This window comes from Sphingobium cloacae, from assembly GCF_002355855.1.
GTDB classification, from domain to species: domain Bacteria; phylum Pseudomonadota; class Alphaproteobacteria; order Sphingomonadales; family Sphingomonadaceae; genus Sphingobium; species Sphingobium cloacae.
The window spans coordinates 2,558,146-2,578,123 of record NZ_AP017655.1 but is presented as its reverse complement, the minus strand read 5'-3'; the positions used below and the strand labels follow the sequence as shown (position 1 = coordinate 2,578,123).

At 63.8% G+C, this 19,978-nt stretch carries 21 protein-coding genes and 1 pseudogene; 14 read left to right on the top strand and 8 right to left on the bottom strand.

From position 1 onward, the window contains the following. Window positions 1-587: 587 nt before the first annotated feature. The 5 genes from SCLO_RS12895 to SCLO_RS12875 are packed head-to-tail and all read left to right on the top strand — an operon-like array spanning window position 588 to window position 5,567. Window positions 588-1,043, top strand: coding sequence for a MarR family winged helix-turn-helix transcriptional regulator (locus SCLO_RS12895; protein WP_197705096.1), 456 nt, complete (start codon window positions 588-590; stop codon window positions 1,041-1,043). Next, window positions 1,040-3,016: an FUSC family protein gene (locus tag SCLO_RS12890; protein WP_197705095.1), complete on the top strand. Its 1,977-nt coding sequence runs from the start codon at window positions 1,040-1,042 to the stop codon at window positions 3,014-3,016. The genes SCLO_RS12895 and SCLO_RS12890 overlap by 4 nt, the downstream gene beginning before the upstream one ends. Further along, window positions 3,013-3,222 carry a DUF1656 domain-containing protein gene (locus SCLO_RS12885; RefSeq protein ID WP_066522279.1) on the top strand — a complete coding sequence of 70 codons (210 nt, stop codon included), beginning with the start codon at window positions 3,013-3,015 and terminating at the stop codon, window positions 3,220-3,222. Before SCLO_RS12890 ends, SCLO_RS12885 begins: the two co-directional genes overlap by 4 nt. Window positions 3,223-3,234: 12 nt before the next feature. Then, complete coding sequence (locus tag SCLO_RS12880; RefSeq protein WP_066522293.1) at window positions 3,235-4,137, top strand: efflux RND transporter periplasmic adaptor subunit; 903 nt, start codon at window positions 3,235-3,237, stop codon at window positions 4,135-4,137. Then, window positions 4,134-5,567, top strand: coding sequence for an efflux transporter outer membrane subunit (locus tag SCLO_RS12875; protein WP_066522281.1), 1,434 nt, complete (start codon window positions 4,134-4,136; stop codon window positions 5,565-5,567). Before SCLO_RS12880 ends, SCLO_RS12875 begins: the two co-directional genes overlap by 4 nt. A gap of 211 nt (window positions 5,568-5,778) precedes the next feature. Here the strand turns inward: SCLO_RS12875 and SCLO_RS12870 are convergent, their stop codons facing one another. From SCLO_RS12870 to SCLO_RS12860, 3 genes are all read right to left on the bottom strand, one after another. Further along, a complete protein-coding gene (locus tag SCLO_RS12870; protein WP_096362133.1) occupies window positions 5,779-5,964 on the bottom strand; it encodes an Arm DNA-binding domain-containing protein in 186 nt (61 codons plus the stop codon). Between the two features lie 241 nt (window positions 5,965-6,205). Then, complete coding sequence (locus SCLO_RS12865; protein WP_231923415.1) at window positions 6,206-7,414, bottom strand: type II toxin-antitoxin system HipA family toxin; 1,209 nt, start codon at window positions 7,412-7,414, stop codon at window positions 6,206-6,208. Next, window positions 7,414-7,731: a helix-turn-helix domain-containing protein gene (locus SCLO_RS12860; RefSeq protein WP_083949268.1), complete on the bottom strand. Its 318-nt coding sequence runs from the start codon at window positions 7,729-7,731 to the stop codon at window positions 7,414-7,416. The genes SCLO_RS12865 and SCLO_RS12860 overlap by 1 nt, the downstream gene beginning before the upstream one ends. Before the next feature lie 429 nt (window positions 7,732-8,160). Here SCLO_RS12860 and SCLO_RS12855 point away from each other — a divergent pair, with 429 nt between their 5' ends. Further along, window positions 8,161-8,871 (top strand): Arm DNA-binding domain-containing protein, encoded by a 711-nt coding sequence (locus tag SCLO_RS12855; protein ID WP_096362132.1) that lies wholly within the window; start codon window positions 8,161-8,163, stop codon window positions 8,869-8,871. Here SCLO_RS12855 and istB read toward each other — a convergent pair. Both istB and istA read right to left on the bottom strand, forming a co-directional pair. Beyond that, window positions 8,855-9,583 (bottom strand): IS21-like element helper ATPase IstB, encoded by a 729-nt coding sequence (gene istB, locus SCLO_RS12850; RefSeq protein ID WP_096362194.1) that lies wholly within the window; start codon window positions 9,581-9,583, stop codon window positions 8,855-8,857. The genes SCLO_RS12855 and istB overlap by 17 nt on opposite strands. After that, window positions 9,570-11,084: an IS21 family transposase gene (istA, locus tag SCLO_RS12845; RefSeq protein ID WP_096362065.1), complete on the bottom strand. Its 1,515-nt coding sequence runs from the start codon at window positions 11,082-11,084 to the stop codon at window positions 9,570-9,572. Before istA ends, istB begins: the two co-directional genes overlap by 14 nt. 117 nt (window positions 11,085-11,201) lie before the next feature. Here istA and SCLO_RS24300 point away from each other — a divergent pair, with 117 nt between their 5' ends. The 5 genes and pseudogenes from SCLO_RS24300 to SCLO_RS12825 all read left to right on the top strand — a co-directional run. Then, window positions 11,202-11,543: a tyrosine-type recombinase/integrase gene (locus SCLO_RS24300; protein WP_066521501.1), complete on the top strand. Its 342-nt coding sequence runs from the start codon at window positions 11,202-11,204 to the stop codon at window positions 11,541-11,543. Next, the gene (locus tag SCLO_RS24295; protein WP_066521503.1) at window positions 11,544-12,065 is read left to right on the top strand and encodes a tyrosine-type recombinase/integrase; all 522 of its coding nucleotides are present in this window, start codon (window positions 11,544-11,546) and stop codon (window positions 12,063-12,065) included. A gap of 36 nt (window positions 12,066-12,101) precedes the next feature. Next, complete coding sequence (locus SCLO_RS12835; RefSeq protein WP_123905498.1) at window positions 12,102-12,800, top strand: hypothetical protein; 699 nt, start codon at window positions 12,102-12,104, stop codon at window positions 12,798-12,800. Then, window positions 12,773-13,486, top strand: coding sequence for a site-specific integrase (locus SCLO_RS12830; RefSeq protein ID WP_179948860.1), 714 nt, complete (start codon window positions 12,773-12,775; stop codon window positions 13,484-13,486). Before SCLO_RS12835 ends, SCLO_RS12830 begins: the two co-directional genes overlap by 28 nt. Beyond that, window positions 13,464-13,724, top strand: a pseudogene (locus SCLO_RS12825) (transposase); the annotation flags it as partial. The gene SCLO_RS12830 and the pseudogene SCLO_RS12825, both read left to right, overlap by 23 nt. Before the next feature lie 190 nt (window positions 13,725-13,914). Here SCLO_RS12825 and SCLO_RS12820 read toward each other — a convergent pair. Continuing rightward, a complete protein-coding gene (locus SCLO_RS12820) occupies window positions 13,915-15,282 on the bottom strand; it encodes an MFS transporter (RefSeq protein WP_083949211.1) in 1,368 nt (455 codons plus the stop codon). Here SCLO_RS12820 and SCLO_RS12815 point away from each other — a divergent pair. From SCLO_RS12815 to egtB, 3 genes are read left to right on the top strand one after another with little or no spacing between them, the layout of a single operon-like run. Continuing rightward, complete coding sequence (locus tag SCLO_RS12815) at window positions 15,281-15,898, top strand: flavodoxin family protein (RefSeq protein WP_066521514.1); 618 nt, start codon at window positions 15,281-15,283, stop codon at window positions 15,896-15,898. The two genes, SCLO_RS12820 and SCLO_RS12815, sit on opposite strands and share 2 nt — an antisense overlap. A 43-nt stretch (window positions 15,899-15,941) precedes the next feature. Next, on the top strand, window positions 15,942-16,895 hold the full coding sequence (gene egtD, locus SCLO_RS12810; RefSeq protein ID WP_066521516.1) for an L-histidine N(alpha)-methyltransferase: 954 nt from the start codon (window positions 15,942-15,944) through the stop codon (window positions 16,893-16,895). Further along, on the top strand, window positions 16,892-18,100 hold the full coding sequence (gene egtB / locus SCLO_RS12805) for an ergothioneine biosynthesis protein EgtB (RefSeq protein ID WP_066521518.1): 1,209 nt from the start codon (window positions 16,892-16,894) through the stop codon (window positions 18,098-18,100). Before egtD ends, egtB begins: the two co-directional genes overlap by 4 nt. On the opposite strand, the gene SCLO_RS12800 is transcribed toward egtB, so the two are convergent. Together SCLO_RS12800 and SCLO_RS12795 are read right to left on the bottom strand one after the other, a co-directional pair. Continuing rightward, window positions 18,090-18,302 carry a hypothetical protein gene (locus SCLO_RS12800; RefSeq protein ID WP_066521520.1) on the bottom strand — a complete coding sequence of 71 codons (213 nt, stop codon included), beginning with the start codon at window positions 18,300-18,302 and terminating at the stop codon, window positions 18,090-18,092. The two genes, egtB and SCLO_RS12800, sit on opposite strands and share 11 nt — an antisense overlap. Before the next feature lie 199 nt (window positions 18,303-18,501). Next, window positions 18,502-19,899, bottom strand: a complete 1,398-nt coding sequence (locus SCLO_RS12795; protein WP_066521523.1) for an RNB domain-containing ribonuclease — start codon at window positions 19,897-19,899, stop codon at window positions 18,502-18,504. Between the last annotated feature and the right edge of the window lie 79 nt (window positions 19,900-19,978).

Here is a 19,978-nt window from a genome sequence, read left to right as displayed (position 1 = left end):
ATGAAAATTCGTAGAAAAGCTAAGAATATCCAAGGATAGGAAAGGATTTTCGGAATCTTGCCAAGGTTGGGGCGAGGGTTCGAATCCCTTCGCCCTCTCCAGATTTCCTAATAAAATTAGCAACTTACCGGAAGCGACGGGAGTCGCTTTTTCGCATTTTTGACTTCGTCTACCACCGAATGCGTTTTCGAAATTTTTTCGTTCGCTCCTCTCCGTAGGAGGACTCAGTCGTTTGGACGGTGATCACCTGCAACACTGGTTTGAACGCAGGCGGCTGGCGTAACCTCGTTTCGTGGAAATTGCGGGATCGAGGCTTCAATCAAATGTCCTGCCGATGTCTTTGTATGCCGATCATAGCGAGTGGCCGCCCAGCCCCCCACCTCCCTGCTGGGTCCGACGCTGATTGAAGGAGCGCTCGATCGGAACAGGTTTCTATGGGCGTTTGAGGCAACACGGACGCCGATAAAGCCGTCCATGACGCTCATGGTTTCACTGGTCATCGATATCTCTTGTTCTGGGCGTGGCAGAACTCGCAAGACACAGGAAATCATTGACAACGCAATCATTGCCTTAGCAATGAAGGGCGTATGCCAGTCGACTCATCACTCTTCGACCTGACCAACGCGGTGCAACCGGTGCGCCGCGTATGGGGACAGGCCGCGAACACCGTCATCACGGAGTTCGGTCTGTCCCCGTCGCTGGGAACGGTCGTGATCCTGACCTCGCGGCTCGGTCCGGCTGTTCACCAGAAGGACCTCGCGCTCGAAGTGGGCGTCAATCCGGCCGCCCTGGTCCGCACGCTCGATCAGGGAGAGGCGGCTGGCCTGCTCGAACGCAAGGTTGTCGCCGGGGACCGGCGCAGCAATGTGGTGAGCCTGTTTCCCAGGGGTACGGAACTCGCGAAGGCGATGGAACAAAAGCTGGCGAAGCTGCGCCGGGACTTGCTCGGCGATCTTCCCGTGGAAGAGATCCAGACCGCGGCACGCATCTTGCGCGCGCTGGAGGAGCGCGCGCAGGCCTATGTGCGACGGGGGCAGGTGTGATCCCGCCCTATTTCTCGTTTCCCCGCTGGCTGTTCGCGGTGAAGCTGTTTCTGGCCGGGATGATAGCGTTTGCCATCGCCGTGCACATCGGCCTTCCCCAGCCCTATTGGGCGCTTGTGACCTGCTGCGTGGTGATGAACCCCATCACCGGCGCGATCCGCTCGAAGGCCATCTATCGTTTCATGGGAACGCTGGGCGCGGGCGTGGTGTCGCTCATCCTGGCGGCGGTTTTCGTGAACACGCCACTTCTTCTGGTCGGCGTCATGGGACTCGCCGCGACCGCCACCCTCGCGGTTTCCCTAATCGACCGCACGCCGCGCAGCTATGGATTCCTGCTGTTCGGAGTAACGATGATGCTGGTCGCGGTGCCCGAGATCGACAAGCCCGGCAATATGTTCGGGACAGCGGTCGCGCGGATCACGGAAATCGGCCTGGGAATAATCTGCTGCACGATGATCGACAGCCTCATCATGCCGCGCTCGCTCGGCCCGCAGATGCGCGAGCGGCTGCATGCCTGGCTACCCGATGTCCAGCGCTGGTTCGAGGAAGCGCTGCAAGGCCGCGAAGCCGATCCCGAAGCGACCGCCGATCGGCTCCGCATGATCGGCGATGTCACCGCCCTCTCTGTTCTCGCCGGGCAGCTGCGCTACGATCCGATGGTGCCGCGCCGCGAGCGCCGGCTCGCCTTCGCGATCCAGCAGCGCATGCTGCGGCTGATACCGTTGATCTCCGGGATCGAGGCGCGCATCTCGGGCGGCGACGCCGCGCAGCGCGAAGCACTTTCGCAGTCCTTCGCAGAAGCTGCCGGGCTGGTGCGCGACGGCGAGGCGCCGCCCGGCGATTTCACGGCGCGCATGAACGCCGCCGACGACGGGGCGCCCGGAAGCTGGCGGCGTCTGGTACAGCGCGATCTGGCTGTCCTGATCGCGGATGCGCTTGCCCTATGGGCCGAAATCCGCAACCTTGATGCAGCGCTCGCCGCCGGCACACCCCTGCCCCCCGCGCTCGAGGCGTCGGCCCGGCGTGTGCGGGCCTTTCCCCTGCGGCCGGACTATCCCATCGTCTGGCGCGTCTCCGCCGCGATCCTGCTCACCTATGGGTCGCTGGCCGCGCTCTGGTATCTGACCGGCTGGCAGCAGGCGCCCGGCGCATTGCTGATCGGATCGGTGGCGCTCGCCTTTTTCGGTGGGGCGGACGAGGCCGGCGCGGCAGTCGCGCAGTTCGCGCGCTTCGCGGCGATCGCCACGGGGGCGGCGACCGTGCTGTGCTATATCCTCTTGCCGCTGGCGAGCGACTATGGGTCGTTCCTGATCGTCATGGCGCTGTTCATGATGCCGATCGCGGCCTGGTCGGTCAGCAATCCGCTGGCTCTCCTGCTCCTGGCCTTCGCGCTCAGCACGATCAATCTCCAGGGCGAATATCAGCCGCTGGAATTCGGCACGTTTCTGGAGGCGAGCTTCGCATCGTTGCTCGGCATCTATGTCGGCTTCTTCTGGCTGCACATGGCGCGGCGGATGGGCGCCAGCCATGCGGTGGAGCGGTTCACGAAAATGGCGCGCGCGGATGTGCGCGCCCTGACCCGCAAGGCGACCGCGCGGGATCGGGATCTCTATGTCGCCCGCGCGCTCGATCGCATCGGCGCATTGACGGCGCGGCTGCAGGCCGCCGGCGAACCCGATGAAAGCGTGCGGCTGCTTCGCCGCTTGCGCGCGGGCGCCAACATCGCGGATCTGCGTCATGCCGCCGACGGCCTCACCGGAGAGACGAGACAGGCGGTCGATCACTTGCTGGAGACGGTACGTGCCGACATCGGGCGTGGCGCGCCTTCCGCGCGCCTGCTGGCCCATATCGACGGGGCGCTGTCAATGGCGCTGCGCAGCGCGGCCGGGGATGACAATCCGCTGGTGCGCGGGCTGATCGGCCTGCGTCTGGCCCTGTTCCGGCAAAGCCCGCCATGGAGCCCGGCGGGATGATCGGCGAGATCGACATAGCGGGCGTCTTCATCTCGCCGCTGCTCCTGTGCCTGCTCGTGGCCTTCCTCGTTCGGCTGCTCATTTCGCGGCTGCTCGATGCGGCCGGTTTCTACCGTATCGTCTGGCAGCGTCCCCTGTTCGATCTCTCGCTGTTCTTTCTCCTTCTCTGGCTCGCCTTTGCGGGCCTGCGCATGATGACGACCTGACCTATGACCCTGATGACCCGAGAAACGCTCGTTCGCGGCCTCAAGATCGTGCTGACGCTTGCCCTGGCGGTCATCGCGGCCCTGATCCTGTGGCATCTCTACAATTACTACACCTACGCGCCGCAGACGCGGGACGGAAAGCTACGCGCCGATGCCGTCCCGCTGGCCGCCGACGTCTCGGGGCGCGTGGATTCGGTCGTCGTGCGCGATGGCCAGATCGTGAAGAAGGGACAACTGCTCTTCACCATCGACAAGGTGCGGCTGCGCAATGCGCTGGCGCAGGCTGAGGCGGCCATCGCCACGGCGCAGGCCACCCTGCGCTCCGCCGAACGCGAGGCAAACCGCTACGCCGCGCTCGAAGGGGTCGTGTCAGCGCAGGATCGCGACACCCGCCGGGCCGCGGCGGAAGAGGCGCGCGCCCGGCTGTCGCAGGCGATCGCCGACCGGGGTCTTGCCCGGATCAACCTCGAACGCGCCGAGGTGCGTTCGCCGGTCAACGGCATCGTCACCAATTTCCAGCTCCGGCCCGGGATCTATGCCAATGCCGGACAGCCGGTGATGGCGCTGATCGACAGCGACAGCTTCTACGTGGCCGGCTATTTCGAGGAAACCAAGCTCGCCCATATCCATGACGGCGTGCATGCGACGATCCGGCTGATGGGCGAGGAGCAGGTGCTGGAAGGCCATGTCGTCGGCGTGTCCGCCGCCATCAGCGACAGCGAGCGATCCACTGCCGCCGGAACGCTGCTCGCTGATGTCAAGCCGACCTTCAGCTGGGTGCGCCTCGCCCAGCGCGTCCCGGTGCGGATCGCCATCGACCGTGTGCCCAGGGGCGTGACGCTGGTCGCCGGGCGCACCGCGACGGTCACGCTCGACGGCGCTGACGATCATCTCCACCCGAAGAATGTTCTATGAGCACGACGATGTGGGCAAAACGCTTCGCGCCGGCGCTCCTCGTCGCTGCATCGGCCTGCACGACGGTCGGTCCCGATTATGCGCCGCCTGGCCTGCCGGCAGGCGTCGCCACAGGATCGACGGGCGACTTCGAGGCCAGCGCCTCGCCGGCGATCTCGCGCGCGCCGCTGCCTGCGCGCTGGTGGCGGCTCTATGACGATCCGGACCTCGACAATCTGGTCGAACAGGCGTTTGCCGCCAACACCGACCTTCGCGCCGCCGCCGCCAATCTCGAACGCGCCCAGGCGCTGACGCGCGAAGTGCGCGCCGCATCGGGCGTCCAGACCTCGCTCGACGGCTCGGCGAGCGTCGGCGAGGCTTCCAACCTCGGGATGGGCCATCCGGCCGGCGTCCACGACCTGTTCAGCCTTGGCGGCAGCATTTCCTACGAAGTCGATGTCGTCGGCCGCATTCGCCGCGCCGTCGAGGCCGCCACCGCCGACGAGCAGGCGCAGGCGGCCGCGCTCGACCTTGCCCGCACGACCGTCGCTGCCGCCGTGGTCGGCGCTTATACCGATGCCTGCGCAGCGGGCGCTTCGCTTGTTGTGGCCGACCGTTCGGTGGCGTTGCAGCGCCAATCGCTGGAGCTGACCGAGCGCGGCGTGCGAGGCGGCCTGTTCCCGCCCATCGACGCGACCCGTTCGCGCGCGCTTCTCGCCCAGCTTGAAGCCGCGTTGCCCGGCTATGTCGCCGCGCGGCGTCTCGCGCTCTATCGGCTCGCGGTGCTGCTGGGGCAGGCACCGCAGAACTATCCGGCGAAGCTCACCGATTGTGCGTCGATCCCCTCGCTCGACAAGCCGATCCCGGTCGGCGATGGTGCCGCGCTGATCCGCCGCCGGCCTGATATCCGGCAGGCCGAGCGGCAGCTCGCGACCGCGACCGCCCGCATTGGCGTCGAGACCGCGGCCCTTTACCCCACCGTCAGCCTCGGCGCGTCGGCGGGCACGACATCCCGCACCATCGAAGGCCTGGTGAGCGACTCGGCGCTGCAGTTCAGTATCGGTCCGCTGATTTCCTGGAGCTTTCCCAACCGCAGTATCGCGCGGGCGCGGATCGACCAGGCGAGCGCGACCGCCAGGGCGGCGCTCGCCGCGTTCGACGGCACGCTGTTGCGGGCGCTTCAGGAGGCGGAAAGCGCACTCACCCAATATTCGCATGACCTCGACGAGAATGTGCGGCTGCGGACTGCGCGGGACCGGAGCCGGGAGGCCGCGGCGATGCAGACGAGGCTCGCGCGAGGCGGCGCGGTGTCGAGCCTGGAGGCGCTCGATGTCGAGCGCACGCTGGCCGGCGCGGAAGCGGCGCTCGCTGCGTCGAACAGCAAACTCGCGGCGGACCGCGTGCGGATATTTCTTGCGCTGGGAGGGGGTTGGGAAACCGATGCCCCCTGATCATCCCCCAAGGGTTGCTGACTCCCAGTCGCCGCATCGTCCCAACGCTGCGGAGTCAATCCGCCGCAGCAGATGATCCGCTGGCACATGATCGTTCAGCCGAAACTCGTAAAACAGCCGATCCTGCCCATCCAGCTTACCCATCATCGCCGCATCTCCCGACTACACTCGCGATGGAATCACTCCCCCAGCCGCAACTCAAGCGACTTTTTCAACAGTCTCGGCCAATATCGATACGGCGCTGATATGTGCCATAACGATAGGTGACGAAGAAGGATTTATAGCCCGACGGCGAAACTCTCACCCCAAAACCGGGAAGATGGAGATCGCGAACTTCATATCGTTTCGGCGCGGGCTTCAGCGCCGAAACAGTCTTGTCTGAAAGTGCCTTACGCATGATGTCATCCTTTCGATGACATCCCAATAATCACAGAAATCGCGCAATCTCAAAGAAATCACTGAATCTGGACAGAATGCAAAAGAAAAAGTCATCCTGAAACGATTAGCATATCTGAACATAACGACCCGGGGGTCTTTTAGACGGGCGAATCACTCATAGGGTCACATCAGGTCCGGTTATCCAGTTTTCGGTCTTTTGGCTTTCACGATATTACATGAACCACCAAGGGAATCGGCAATCATATCGACAAATGCTTGCGATGTTCTTCAATGGCCCTGACCACTTCCCGCGAGAAAGGAAGATGCGTTTTTTCTTGCACCCATAGCGCATCGAACCGTTCCACCGTCTCTTTGGCTGTCGCGGTGACAAGGTGTGAAGGAAGATGCGCCTTGTCCGCCATCATCGTCAACGCATCATAGGTGAAGGAGGACCATGCACGCGACTGATGGAATTTCAACGCGGCGTCATCATCGGGAAGATAGGCGAGGGTCGACAGCAGATCATAAGCTGGCGCAAGACTCGGCCTGCGCTGGTCGGGATAGAATAGCGACCAGTTTTTAAGGTGCATGTCGCCATTGCCGATCAGCACCGAATAGGTCAGGCGGCGGATGAACTGCACAATGCTCCGTTCATCCGTTTCAATCGCGAGAACCCGCAGGATTTCCCGGTAGCTGCCCTTATATTTGTCGTCGGGAAAGACCCCGAAAATCTGCGCGAAATCCTCGATATGGATGGGACCGTCCATGCTGCGGTCGAAGCGGCGGGTCGCATAGGCCGATGCGCCATAACGGCTGATCCCGTCCGGCAGGCCATCAATGGCTTGCAAGGGCAGAAGATCGATTTCCGGTATGTCGATCCCCACCTGCTCGGCAAGGTGCATCGCCGCATACTCATTCTCCGGCAGGTCGGGATGCTGAGCGGAAGGCAGTTTAATGATCCAGTCGCCGCCAGCCCCGGTTGCAGGGATGGTCAAGCCGCCAGCTTTCCCTCCGTTCCTGATGGCAGAGAATTTGAGTTGGACGCCCGCCAGCGAGAAACGCAATCTTGCGCTGTCCCTCCCGGCCGCTGCTTCCGGCCCGGAGGCATGAGAGGATTGATAGGCATCTTGGACGGGCATGGCGGTTACCGCCCCAGGCAAGTCACCACCCAATTGCGCAAGGAGGGGATATTCGCGCGCCGCCTTCACTCCGACCCTGCGCGCCAGATATTCCCGCAATGCTCCTTCGGGCAGGAGATTCGAGAAGAAAGGTTCGATCTTCGTCTGGTAGGCGCGCGGTTGGTTCAGCACCGCCCCATGTTGGTCCTTATAGGCAAGTGAGAGCGTCGGGCGGTCGGCATCCGCGATATAGACGTCATCGAAGGTGAAGATGCTCCTGTCACCATCAAGGCGGGCGATCGTTCCAATACGACGGCCATGGAGGAGAATGTCGAGCGCAGGAGCATCCATCATTCTTCATTCTCTTCCAGCCGATAGGCAGGGTGTTGATCGGCAGCTTTCCCATCCCCTGCCTCCTGACTACGAAGCACCCCTTCCACGGCAGGCAGGGCTTTGCGAGGAATAAGTCTGATTTCGAGATCGAGCGCCCGGGCAATCTGGATCAGGCTGGAAAGCTGAAGATCGACCCCGCCTGACTCGATCTTCGAGATATGGCTCTGCGGCAATCCCACCCGTCGCCCCAATTCCCGCTGTGTCAGCGCCTTTGTCTGACGCGCTGCCTTCACGCTTGCAGCAATATCGGAAACTGGAAGATGGGTATCTGTCATCACATATGCCTATCCATTTTCATATGTAGTGACATATCAATAAGCCAATCCCATTGCAATATATGTTAAGGCATATCTCATATCATTATATATGTGTAATGGCATATCAACAAACTTTCCTGCTACATTGGCAGTCTGTTACGCCAAGATGAGCATCTACCTCATTGGGGCATCAATGGGGAAACAGACGCATCGAATTGAGTGAAAGATCTTGCAACGATCTGCAACATTGTGCTTCCCCGAAGATCCCTGAAATCACAACCCGGACGGAGAAAATGCACCTAAATACAACAGCTTGAAAAGACTCCCGGCCTCGCTGAAAATCGCAGTGTCGGCGGTTCGACTCCGTCCCCGGGCACCATTTCCATGTTCGCCAAGTCCCGCGAATGATTGAGAAAACCCCAGAAAACTGCTAAAAAGGCTTGCGAAATGGCCGGGCTTGTTCGGCTATGTTCGCCAGCAATCACGCTCCGTTGGGGGTATGGCTGGGGGTGGTCTGCAAAAGGGCTGATCGAAATACCCCCAGATTGCGGCGAGGATTTGGGAGTGGCCGAAATGGCGCTGACAGATACCGCGATCAAAAATGCCAAGCCGAAGGATAAGGCCTACAAGCTGGCCGACGAAAAAGGACTGCATCTGCTGGTGCATCCTTCGGGTGGTCTGCTGTGGCGTATGAAATACCGGGTGGACAGCGCGGGCAACGACGGCCAGCCCAAGCGAGTCGAAAAGCTGCTGTCATTCGGCAGTTACCCCGAAATTAGTTTGAAGGGCGCGCGGGCGCTACGTGATGACGCCCGCAAGCAGTTGGCCGAAGGCATCGATCCCGGCCAGACGAAGAAGGAAGCCAAGATTGCGACCATGCTGGGCGCGGCCAACAGCTTCGCGGCGGTTGCGGAGGAATATATCGCCAGCATGGAGCAGGAAGGCCGGGCGCAAGCGACGATGGATGTCAAACGGCGTTCAAAAGGGACCCCCGATCGGCGTCGAAGAGGGACCCCCTTTTTCGGATATGATGTTGGTTTGTTGAAGATGGCCTTGCGCTGCGTGCGGCGGAGGGCGGGCGTAGCCCGACCGGAGGCGCGCGCAGCGCAAGATAGATTTTTGAAGGCGCCGAAGGTAGCGGTCAGCTGCGGTTTTTGAAGCGCCAGCTGTCGTTGCCCGTCTCGATGATATCGCAGTGGTGGGTGACGCGGTCGAGCAGCGCCGTAGTCATCTTGGGATCCCCGAAGACGGTAGGCCACTCGCCGAAGGCAAGGTTGGTGGTGATGATGACGCTGGTGCGCTCATAAAGCTTGCTGATGAGGTGGAACAGCAACTGCCCTCCCGAGCGTGCGAACGGCAGATATCCAAGCTCGTCGAGCACGATCAGATCGAGCCGCGACAGCTGCGCCGCCAGGGTCCCGCCTTTGCCGATCCGGGTCTCCTCTTCGAGGCGTGTCACCAGATCGACGGTGTTGAAGTAGCGGGCGCGAGCGCCCCTTCGCACGACATTGGCGGTGATCGCGATGGCGAGGTGGGTCTTGCCTGTCCCCGTGCCGCCGACCAGCACGATATTGCGGCGAGGCGGGAGGAAGGAGCCATCGTGAAGGGAGCGGATCATCTCCTCATTGATCGGTGTGCCCTCGAAGCTGAACCGCTCCAGGTCCTTCACCACGGGCAGCCTCGCAGCCGTCATCCGATAGCGGATGGAGGCTGCATCCCGGTGGGTCGCCTCAGCACGGAGCAGGTCGGTCAGTATCTCCATGGTGGTGCGCTTGCGCTGGAGGCCGGTGGTGACCGCCTCGTCGAACGCCGCCGCCATGCCCTTGAGTCCGAGGCCGCGCATCGTGTCGATCATATCATGCCGCTGCATCATAGCCTCGCAGCAGATCATAGCGGGCACAGTCGGCGAGCGGAGGATGCTGCAGCATCCGGTCTTCCGAAGTGACGATGCTGTGGGGTGTCGCCGGCTCGCGGCGCCGGGAGAGGATGTTGAGGATCAGCTCGTCGCTGGCCGTTCCGTTCGCCAACGCTTCGCGCACGGCAGCCTCTACCGGCTCCAGGCCATCGGTGAGCACCGCCGAGAGGACCCGCACGAACCTGCGATCGGCCTCGTCCCCGGTGCCGAGCCTTCGCCGTAATCGGTGCAGGGCGGGCGGCAGATCCCAGTCCTGGAACGGTGCGCCGTTACGCAGCGCGCCGGGCTTGTGCGCGAGGACCGGCAGATAATGCCAGGGATCGTATATCGTGCGGTTCCGACCGAAGTGGCGCTCATGCTCCCCGACGATCGCATCGCCGCAGCGTATGACGATGCGATCGGCATAGGAGCGCACCTGAACGGTCCGGCGTGCGGCCGTCGACATGACCGAGTAGCGGTTGCGATCGAAGCTGATGAGGCAGGTGCCGGTGACGGCATGCTCGCTCTCATGGAAGCCGTCGAACGGTGCCAGGATCGGCTGCAGGGCCGGTCGCTCCATATCCAGCGCCTCGGCGACGGTAATATCCCCGCGTTCGGGATGGGCATGATGCTCGGCCCAGCGCCGGCACTCGGCCTCCAGCCACCCGTTGAGCTCGGCCAGGCTGGCGAACCGGAGTCGCGGCTGGAAGAAGCGGCCTCGGATCGTCTGGACCTGCTGCTCGACCTGGCCCTTCTCCCATCCCGCCGCCGGCGAGCAGGCGGTCGGCTCGACCATGTAATGATCGGTCATGATCAGGAAGCGGCGGTTGAACACACGCTCCTTGCCGGTGAACACGGCCGTCACCGCCGTCTTCATATTATCGTAGATACCGCGTCGCGGCACACCGCCGAAGAACGCGAACGCCCGGGCATGGGCATCGAACAGCATCTCCTGGCCCTCGCGCGGATAGGCCCGGACATAGGGTGCGCGCGAGTCGCAGAGACGCATATGCGCCACCTTCACCCGCATCGGCTTGCCGGCGATCTCCACATCCTCGTGGCTCCAGTCGAACTGGTAGGCCTCACCCGGCTGGAAGGTCATCGGGATGAACGCCGGTGCGCCTTCGCCAGCATCCTTCCGCCGCGCAGCACGCCAGCGCGCCGCATAGCGGCGCACCGCATCATAGGATCCATCGAACCCCTCGCGCACCAGCAGGTCATGGATACGCGTCATCCGTAGCCGATCGCGGCGGCCGCGCCCCTCGTTCTCCTCAAGCAGCGCATCGAGACGATCCTGATAAGGACCGATCCGCGGCAGCGGCTGGACTTTGCGCTGATAGTTGAACGCCGCCTCCGGCGACCGGATCGCCTTGCGGACTACCTTCCGCGACAAACGAAGGTCGCGCGCGATCGCCTTGATCGCCTTCCCCCCTGCATGCTCACGCCGAATCCGAACCACTGTCTCCACGATCAACATCCCGTTCTCGCCAACTGATCAAAACCAGTCGGCCGACTAAATCCCCGGGATGAAGGGGTCCTTTTTGCACGCCGATCACCCCACGAAGGGGGTGCCTATTGCACGCTGATCCTCACGATGGACAAGGTGCGTTGGCTATCGACACTGTTGATCCCAGCCATCGGCGCGCGTCCGGTTGCCGAAGTGACTCCGCATGAATTGCTGGCTGTGCTGAAGAAGGTGGAGCAATCCGGCAAGCGAGAGACGGCTGGCCGGATGCGCTCTTTCGCAAGCCGCGTCTTTCGCTACGCGGTCGCAACGGCGCGGGCCAGCAATGACCCGGCTCATATGCTGCTGGGTGCGCTGGTGCCGCCGAAGGTGAAGCATCACGCCGCCATCACCGATCCCAAGGCATTAGGGGAACTGTTACGAGCGATGGATAGCTATCAGGGCCAGCCCGCCACGCTCTATGCCTTGTGATTGACCCCGCATATCTTTCAGCGGCCGGGTGAAGTGCGGCGGATGGAATGGTCGGAAATCGACTTCGACAGGGCGGTTTGGACGATCCCGGCCAGCCGCATGAAAATGCGCGAGCCGCACCATGTTCCTTTGTCTGAGCAAGCGATTGCGATCCTGCGCGATATGCAAACTTTGACCGGACGCGGCACCTATGTTTTCCCGTCCATCCGGTCCGCTTCCCGGCCTATGTCGGAGAATACGATCAATGGGGCGCTGCGGCGGCTTGGCTATAGCGGCGATGAAATGACCGCCCACGGCTTTCGCTCGACAGCCAGCTCATTGTTGAATGAAAGCGGCAAGTGGAACCCGGACGCTATCGAGCGCGCCTTGTCGCACCGCGAAGCTAATCAGGTGCGAGCGGCCTATCATCGGTCGATCTATTGGCCCGAACGGGTGCAGATGGCGCAATGGTGGAGCGATCATTTGGATATGTTGCGGGAAGGCGGCAATGTGCTGAAATTTGAAGCTGTTTCCACGGCATAGGTGGACTATTTGGTATAGCCTTGCGAATATCGGCAGGTGGTTACGAATGCACGCAAACAGATTCGGCAGATTTTAGATTTTACGGCGGACGAATGTCGCGCGGAATTTCTGAAGAAGGTTCAACAAATATACGCTGATCATTCAGCAAATGGTCGCTTGCGTTCGGGAGCCACGGTAGAGGCCGCACTAAGCGCAATGGAAGAATCCGGCGAAGTTTTGCTCAATCGAGGCATGGATCAGATCGGGAAGGTCGCTAAGGACGCCGAGGCCTTTGCGGTGCTTAGAGGCAGTCTCGAAAACCATATTACATTTCTTGAATTGCAGTTGAACGATGTGTTGCGGATGAGCGGCGCACATAAGGAGGGCATCATCATGTCCGCTGCTGCGAAGGAAGCGAACTTGAAATTCGGGCGAGTGCGCTCCAACCTGATAACCCAGATCGAAATTCAACGGTTTTCGTTCGGAGAACCGACGCGGTTTTCTGTGGGTGGGGACGTAATCCAAGCGGTCAGCGCGAGGAGCAACAAGGGCGGCAAACCGCTTGGCAAACATTGGGACGCTATGTGGGCGGCGATCGCCGTGCAGCTATATGTGGGTAATCTCCAGCCGAAAACTCAAGCCGACATAGAGCGGGCTATGAAAGATTGGTTTGCCGCCAATAATTTTGAAATAGGCGAGACAGCGATCCGGGATCGTGCTCGCGTGCTTTGGTTAAAGTATCAGACCGCCGAGTAGTATCCGACCGTTTCCGCCCCTTTGCGTCCGACAAATCCGTTGGCAACCATAGATTCACCTTCGCACCCGCCAGAACGTCGGCGGACATAAGCGTCCTGCGGCAGCTTTTCCGGCAAGCGGCGAAATGGGGCTATATCAACCAGAGCCAGATACCGGACGTCGATACGCCCCGCGTTCCGCCATCACCCCGGCCCAGCTATTCGCCTGGCGAGATGACCAAGCTTCTCAAGCTGGCCCAAAAGCGGATGGAGGATCGCAAGGTTAATGAGGAAGTCCGGCGCGACCGGACGATCCTCTATGCCTATGTCACCGTTGCCTGCTGTACCGGGATGCGCCCGACCGAACTGCGGAACCTCAACTGGGGCGATCTCCTTGGTTATCGCGAAGGACTGAGCAAACGCCTTGGCGACCGGGACATTCGGATCAGGGCAAGAGGCAAGGGCAAATCCCGTGAATTCATTCCTCTGGAATATGGCCTATCGGAGTTCGACCGGCTCTGGCGCATGTGGAAGGCCAATCATGATGACAAGGAGCCCGCTGACACTGATCCGGTGTTCGCCGCGCCGGATGGTCGCCGCCTCACCTCGATAAACAAGAGTCTGAACGCGCTGCTGGAGGCGGCCGGATTGAAGGAGGATCATCGCGGCAAGAAGCGCGATGCCTATACTGGGCAACCGCGGCTATGACGCTGACTGGTTCAGGGAAGCTTTGCAGGCGAAGGGTATCAGGCCCTGCATTCCTGGCCGAAAATCCCGGCTTCAACCCGTCAAATACGACAAGCGCCGGTACAAACGTCGCAATCGCATCGAGATCATGTTCGGCCGCCTCAAGGACTGGCGCCGCGTCGCACTGCGCTACGATCGTTGCCCCTCCGTCTTCTCCTCCGCCATCGCTCTCGCCGAAACCGTCATCTTCTGGCTGTGATCAAGGGGTCCTGACCCTAGGGGGCATCGTCTCCATCGACCGCCTTTTATATTGCAAGGGGTGCGTTGAACTGCCGGGCATGATTTGAAATGCGCTTCCCATGTCATTCTAATCATGCATTTTCATGCTCTCTTCCTGTCTGCGGCCGGCGAGTCTGCGGAGTCGCGGCCGGCCAACAGGCGCGCGCCTTTCAGCCCGCCGGCGGTGCGGACCTCGCCGGTCGCGTTTCGGGCATTCCCAGCAGCAACGGGAGCACGCCGGCAGCCACGATCGCGATCATGAAGCCGGGAACGGGCGACCAGCCGGTCTGCTGCAACAGCAATTGCGCCACATAGGGCGCGAACCCGCCAAACAGGACCGTCGCGGTCGTCGCGCCGAAGGCGAGGCCGCTCAGGCGGCCTTCGCCGGGAAACTGCTCCGCCGTGGCGACCGCCCCGACCGCGCTGATGCCTCCAGCCACCATGGCGAGGATGATGGCGCCGATGAAGGCCCCGAAATAGGATGCGCCCGCGAGCAGCGCGAACAAGGCTGTCGGCAGAACGGCGCCCGCGATCGCAAGGCCCAGCAGGACGGGCTTGCGGCCGATGCGGTCGGCCAGCGCCCCGGCCAGCGGCGTCACGACGATCACCGTGAACGCGGCGAGGGTCGCCAGCCACAGCGCGTCCGCCTCGCCCAGCGTTCCGGCCGAAGTCATGTAGACGGGCACATAGGTGATCCCGACATAATAGGTGATCGACCCCAGCGCGGAGATCGCGAAGCCGCGCACGATCCCCATGCGATGATGGCGCAGGGCATGGCGCAGCGGGCGGGCCGGAACGGAATCGCGCGCCCGCTGCCGCTCGAACTCGGGCGATTCCTGCATCCGGGCGCGGGCGATCAGCACGCTGCCCGCCAGCGCCCCGCCGATCAGGAAGGGAATGCGCCATCCCCAGGCCAGCAGGTCCGCATCGCTCAACAGGCTGACGACCAGCGCGGACACGGCGGCGGCCAGCAAGGCGCCCACCTCGCTCGCCGCCGCGGCGAGCGAGGTGACGAGGCCGCGACGATCCTCCCGGGCGCCCTCCAGCAGATAGGCCACGACGCCGGTATATTCGCCGCCGACGGAAAATCCCATCACGCAGCGGATGAGCAGCAGCGCCGCGCCAGCCAGCGAACCGGCTTGCGCTTCCGTCGGCAGGAAGGCGGTTGCCAGCATGGCGGCGGTCATGATCGACATCGACGCCAGCATCGTCCTGCGCCGCCCGTAGCGGTCGCCGATATGCCCGAACACGATCGCCCCGATCGGCCGCATGAGATAGGCCACGGCAAAACCGGCGAGCGTCGTCAGGACCGAAAGGCCGCTGCTCGCGAAGAACACCCGCGACAGGACGGTCACGAGATAGAGATACAGGGTGAAATCATACCATTCCACGACCGTCGAAAAGGCCGCGATCGCCAGCGATGTGCGCGAAATGGCCGGGGGTTCGCTGCCGTCCGTGATCGAAGCCTCCTGATTTTCGGGGAACCATCGCTGGTTATCACATGTTGAGGAAGCATCCAGCCCCCGAGGATTCCCCATGCCGCTTCGCGCGATCGCCCTCAATTGCAGCCTGAAGCCTTCCGCCGGGGAACCGTCCTCGACGGACAGGATGATCGGGCTGCTCGTTTCGGAGCTGGAGAAACGCCATGTCGCCTTCAGCGAAACCATCCGCATCGCCGATCAGGACGTGAAGCCGGGTGTCACGTCCTACGAGGGCGAGGAGGACGATTGGCCCGGCATCCGCCGCCGCATCCTCGACCATGACATGCTGATTTTCGGCACTCCGGTCTGGCTCGGGCAGATGTCGAGCATCGCCAAGCGCGTGCTGGAACGCATGGATGCGTTCCTGGAGGAAACCGACGACCGGGGCCGCATGCCGAGCTTCTCCAGGGTCGCGCTGGTGGCGGTGGTCGGCAATGAAGACGGCGCGCACGGCATCAGCGCCGATGCGTTCCAGGCCCTGAACGATACCGGCTGGACCATCCCCGCCGGCGCCGTCGCCTATTGGGTGGGAGAGGCGATGGGCAAGACCGACTTCCGGGACCTGCGGCAGGTGCCGGAGAAGGTGGCGCAGGCGGCGGCGATGGCGGCGTCCAATGCCGCGCATCTGGCCCGCCTGCTGCAAGGCGAGCCCTATCCCGGCACCGGCCATTGAATGCCGCACATCTCCACCGACCCATGCTGACGGGAGGAAAGCGATGACCCAAGCAACGGCCGAGGCGCTGGGCGATTTTGGCCGCGCCGTGCGCGATGGATTGAGCCAGGCGCGCAAGTCCATTCCTGCGCGCTATTTCTACGATCTGCGCGGCTCGGAACTGTTCGAGGAGATTACCGCGCTCCCCGAATATTATCCCACGCGTACCGAAACCGCGCTCCTGCGGCACCATGCCGGCGATCTCGGGCGGCTGGCGGGGCGGGGACGCGCGGTCATCGAATTCGGCGCGGGCTCCGCGACCAAGACGCCGCTGCTGCTCGCGGCGACGGAGGCCGCCACTTATGTGCCGGTGGACATTTCCGGTGACTTCCTGGCGCAATCGGTGGCCGCTCTCGCGCGGTCGCATCCGGGGCTTCGCATCGTGCCGGTGGCGGGCGACTTCTCCCGGCCGATGGACCTGCCCGCGCTGCCACGGCCGCTGACGGGCTTCTTCCCCGGCTCCACCATCGGCAATTTCGATCCTCGCGCGGCCGTGGACCTGCTCCGCTCGTTCCGGGAGACGCTGGGCGAAGGGGCGCGGCTGGTGATCGGCATCGACACCCGGAAGAACGCGCGCCTGCTCGAAGCGGCCTATGATGACGCGGCGGGCGTGACGGCGGCGTTCAACCTCAATCTCCTCGAACGGATCAACCGGGAACTGGACGGGACGATACCGGTCGACGCCTTCGAGCATCGCGCCGTCTGGAACGACGGCCAGGGGCGGGTCGAAATGCATCTTGCCGCCACCCGCGCGGTCAGCTTCAGCGCGGCTGGCCGGCGCTTTTCGATGCATCCGGGCGAGACGATCCATAGCGAGAACAGCTATAAATACAGCCTGGCCGAGGCGCGCCTTCTGGCTCGCGCATCGGGTTGGGAGCCCATCGCCTTCTGGAGCGATGCCGACGACATGTTCGGGCTGCATGTGTGGGCCGCGGCCGGCGAAGGGGAACGGTCATGAACCCGGCCCCGGCCAGGAGCGGACCGGCGCCCGCCGGGATGATCGAACGCTATGGCGCGGTCCGCGGCGCGACCGAAGCCTTGACCGCCCCGCTTTCCCCCGAGGATTGCCAGGTCCAGTCCATGCCGGACGTCAGCCCGGCGAAATGGCATCTGGCGCATAGCAGCTGGTTCTTCGAGACATTCCTGTTGCAGCCCTTGCTGCCGGACCATGTTCCGTTCGATCCCGCCTTCGCCATATTGTTCAATTCCTATTATGTCGGCATCGGCGCGCGCCATCCGCGCGCGGAGCGGGGCCTCCTCACCCGGCCTTCGCTCGATCGCGTCCATGCCTATCGGCGGCATGTCGACGCCGCGATGCTCCGGCTCATGCAGCAGCTTCCGGAGCCGCGCTGGGCCGCGCTGGTCGAACTGGGCTGCCAGCATGAGCAGCAGCATCAGGAACTCATCCTGATGGACATCCAGCATGTCCTTTCCTGCAATCCGCTGCAACCGGCCTATCGGTCCGCGCCGCCGCGTTCGCGAACGGTCTCTCCGCCCCGATGGCGCCGCATGCCGGGCGGCCTCCATGAGATCGGGACTGCGGGCGCGGGCTTCGCCTTTGATAATGAGGGGCCGCGCCATCGGGTCTGGCTCGAACCGTTCGACATCGCCGAGGGCCTCGTCACCGCTGGTGACTATCTGCGGTTCATCGAGGACCGCGGCTATCGCCGGCCCGAATTGTGGCTTTCGGACGGGTGGAATGTCGTCGAAACCCAGGGCTGGCAGGCGCCCCTCTATTGGGAACAGGCGTCGGGCCGATGGACCCGCTTCTCCCTGGCCGGGCGGCGCGGCATCGATCCCGCCGAACCGGTCCTGCATGTCAGCTATTATGAAGCGGACGCCTATGCGCGCTGGGCGGGATGCCGGTTGCCGACCGAGGCCGAATGGGAGGTGGCGGCCTGCCGCGCCGATCTGGGCGAACTTTATGATGAAGCGTGGCAATGGACGGCCTCGCCCTATGTCGCCTATCCAGGCTTCGTCCCGCCCGTTGGCGCGGTCGGCGAGTATAACGGCAAGTTCATGAGCAATCAGATGGTGCTGCGCGGCGGATCTTTCGCCACCCCGCCGGGACATGCCCGCGCGACTTACCGCAATTTCTTCCCCCCGGCGGCAAGATGGGCCTTCAGCGGCATCAGGCTCGCGCGCGATCAAATTATGGATTGAAATCCGCGCTGCCAAACGGCGGCGGCAGACCTTCGCGGATGAGGAAGCCGGCCTTCACGTCGGCACCGTTGCCGGACAGGAAGCGCGAACAGAGCTTGCCTTGTGGATCGCGTGCTGGCGCAGCTTCCCGATGAGCAACGGGAGGCGGTGCTTCTCGGTCGAAGGCTATGGTTATCAGGAAGCGGCCGAGGACGGGCGGCATCTGGCCAGAAGCGGGCGTTCCTTCATCCGTTCGGATTGAGTGAAGTCAAAGCCTTCCACCGGACGAAGTGAGGTGCAGAGCCTTCGCCAAGCTCAGGCGGGCCCTTCGACTGCGCCCAGGGCGAATGGGAATGGGTGCCTGGAATGAAGTGCACCACCAAGCAGCAGACAAATCGGTCATCGCATCGGAACAGCGCCCCTCATGCCGCCACCGGCTTGGCGCGTTCGAAGGTGAGGGTGCGGCGGGTGGAGTCTGCGGCCACCAGCCGCATGTCGACGAGGACGCCGGGCGTCATGCCGTTGCCGGGCAGGCGCGCGATCACGGGATAGTCGCGGAGCTGGACCTTCGCGCCGCGCTCGTCGGCTTCGATGACGACGGCGCGGAACAGATCGCCTTCCCGCCCGCCCAGCAGCACGGTTTCGGCGAGGTCGATCACGGCGCGCTCGATCCGGCCCGCGCGGGCGTCGGCGCGGTCCATGACGGCGGGGAGCGCCTCGAACGCCTGGGTGACGGCATCCGGCACCGGGCGGCCGCTGGCGATTTCCAGCACGGCGCGCAGCACATAGCGGTCGGCCAGACGGCGCAGCGGCGCGGTCGCATGGGCGTAGGTCGCGGCCATCGCGGCATGCCAGGGCTTTTCGCCCGCGCGCCAAGGGGCGTAGGATGCGCCGGTCCCCGCGCGCCGGATCGCCGTCATGAGGGCGGCCTGCCGGGGATCGCCGGGGATCAGGGTGCGCTCGAAATCCGGAAGCGGCAGGGCGTCGGGCCATGCCACGCCCAGGGCTTTGGCGCTGAGGCGTAGGCGCTGGACGGCCTTTTCGTCCGGCTCCGCCATGACGCGGAACAGGCCCGTGCCGTGCGCCTGAAGCATGTCGGCGACGGCGAGGTTCGCGACGAGCGACAGGGTCGCATTGTCGGCTTCGGATCGAAGGCGCGGACGGAAGGAGAGCGCGAAGCGGCCATCGGGCAGAGCGTCGACTTCCTGTTCGGGCGGGTCGACGCGAGCCGCGCCCCTTTGCGCCTCGGCGGCCTGAACGCGGCGGGCCAGTTTCCCGAAGGCGGACGGCAGGTCGGAGGGGCGCACGCTGTCATAGGCGAGCTTGGCGCGGCTGCGGATGACGGCGCGCTCGGCCCCGTCCAGACGGCCCGCGCCCGCCGGATCGACGCGGACGGTGAGGATGATGGCGGGACGGGGGCCGTCGGGCAGCAGGCTCGCCGCCTTTTCGCTCAGCAGCGGGGGATAGAGGCCGGCCCTGCCGTCGGGCAGATAGAGCGTCTCGCCCCGCCGCCACGCCTCGGCATCGATGGCGCCGCCATCCTCGACGAACCAGGCGACGTCGGCGATGGCGTAATGGAGCAGCAGGTCGTGGCCGGCCGGTTCGATCCAGAAAGCCTGATCGAGATCGGTGGAGGCCGCCGGATCGAGCGTGACGAAGGGCACGGCGGTGCGGTCCACATGGGGGTTCGGGGCGCGGGCGGCGGCTTGCTCCGCGGCGGCCAGCACTTCGGGCGGAAAGGCCGCATCGACCTGAAATTCGGTCCGGATGGCGGCGAGCCCTTCGCCCAGGGCATGGCTGGCGTCGACGATGGTCTTCATCGCCTGCCCTTAAAGCCCGCGCCGCCGCTCTTGTCCATCCGCCATCGCTTCGCCCCGGTCCGACGAGAACGCCCCCTTC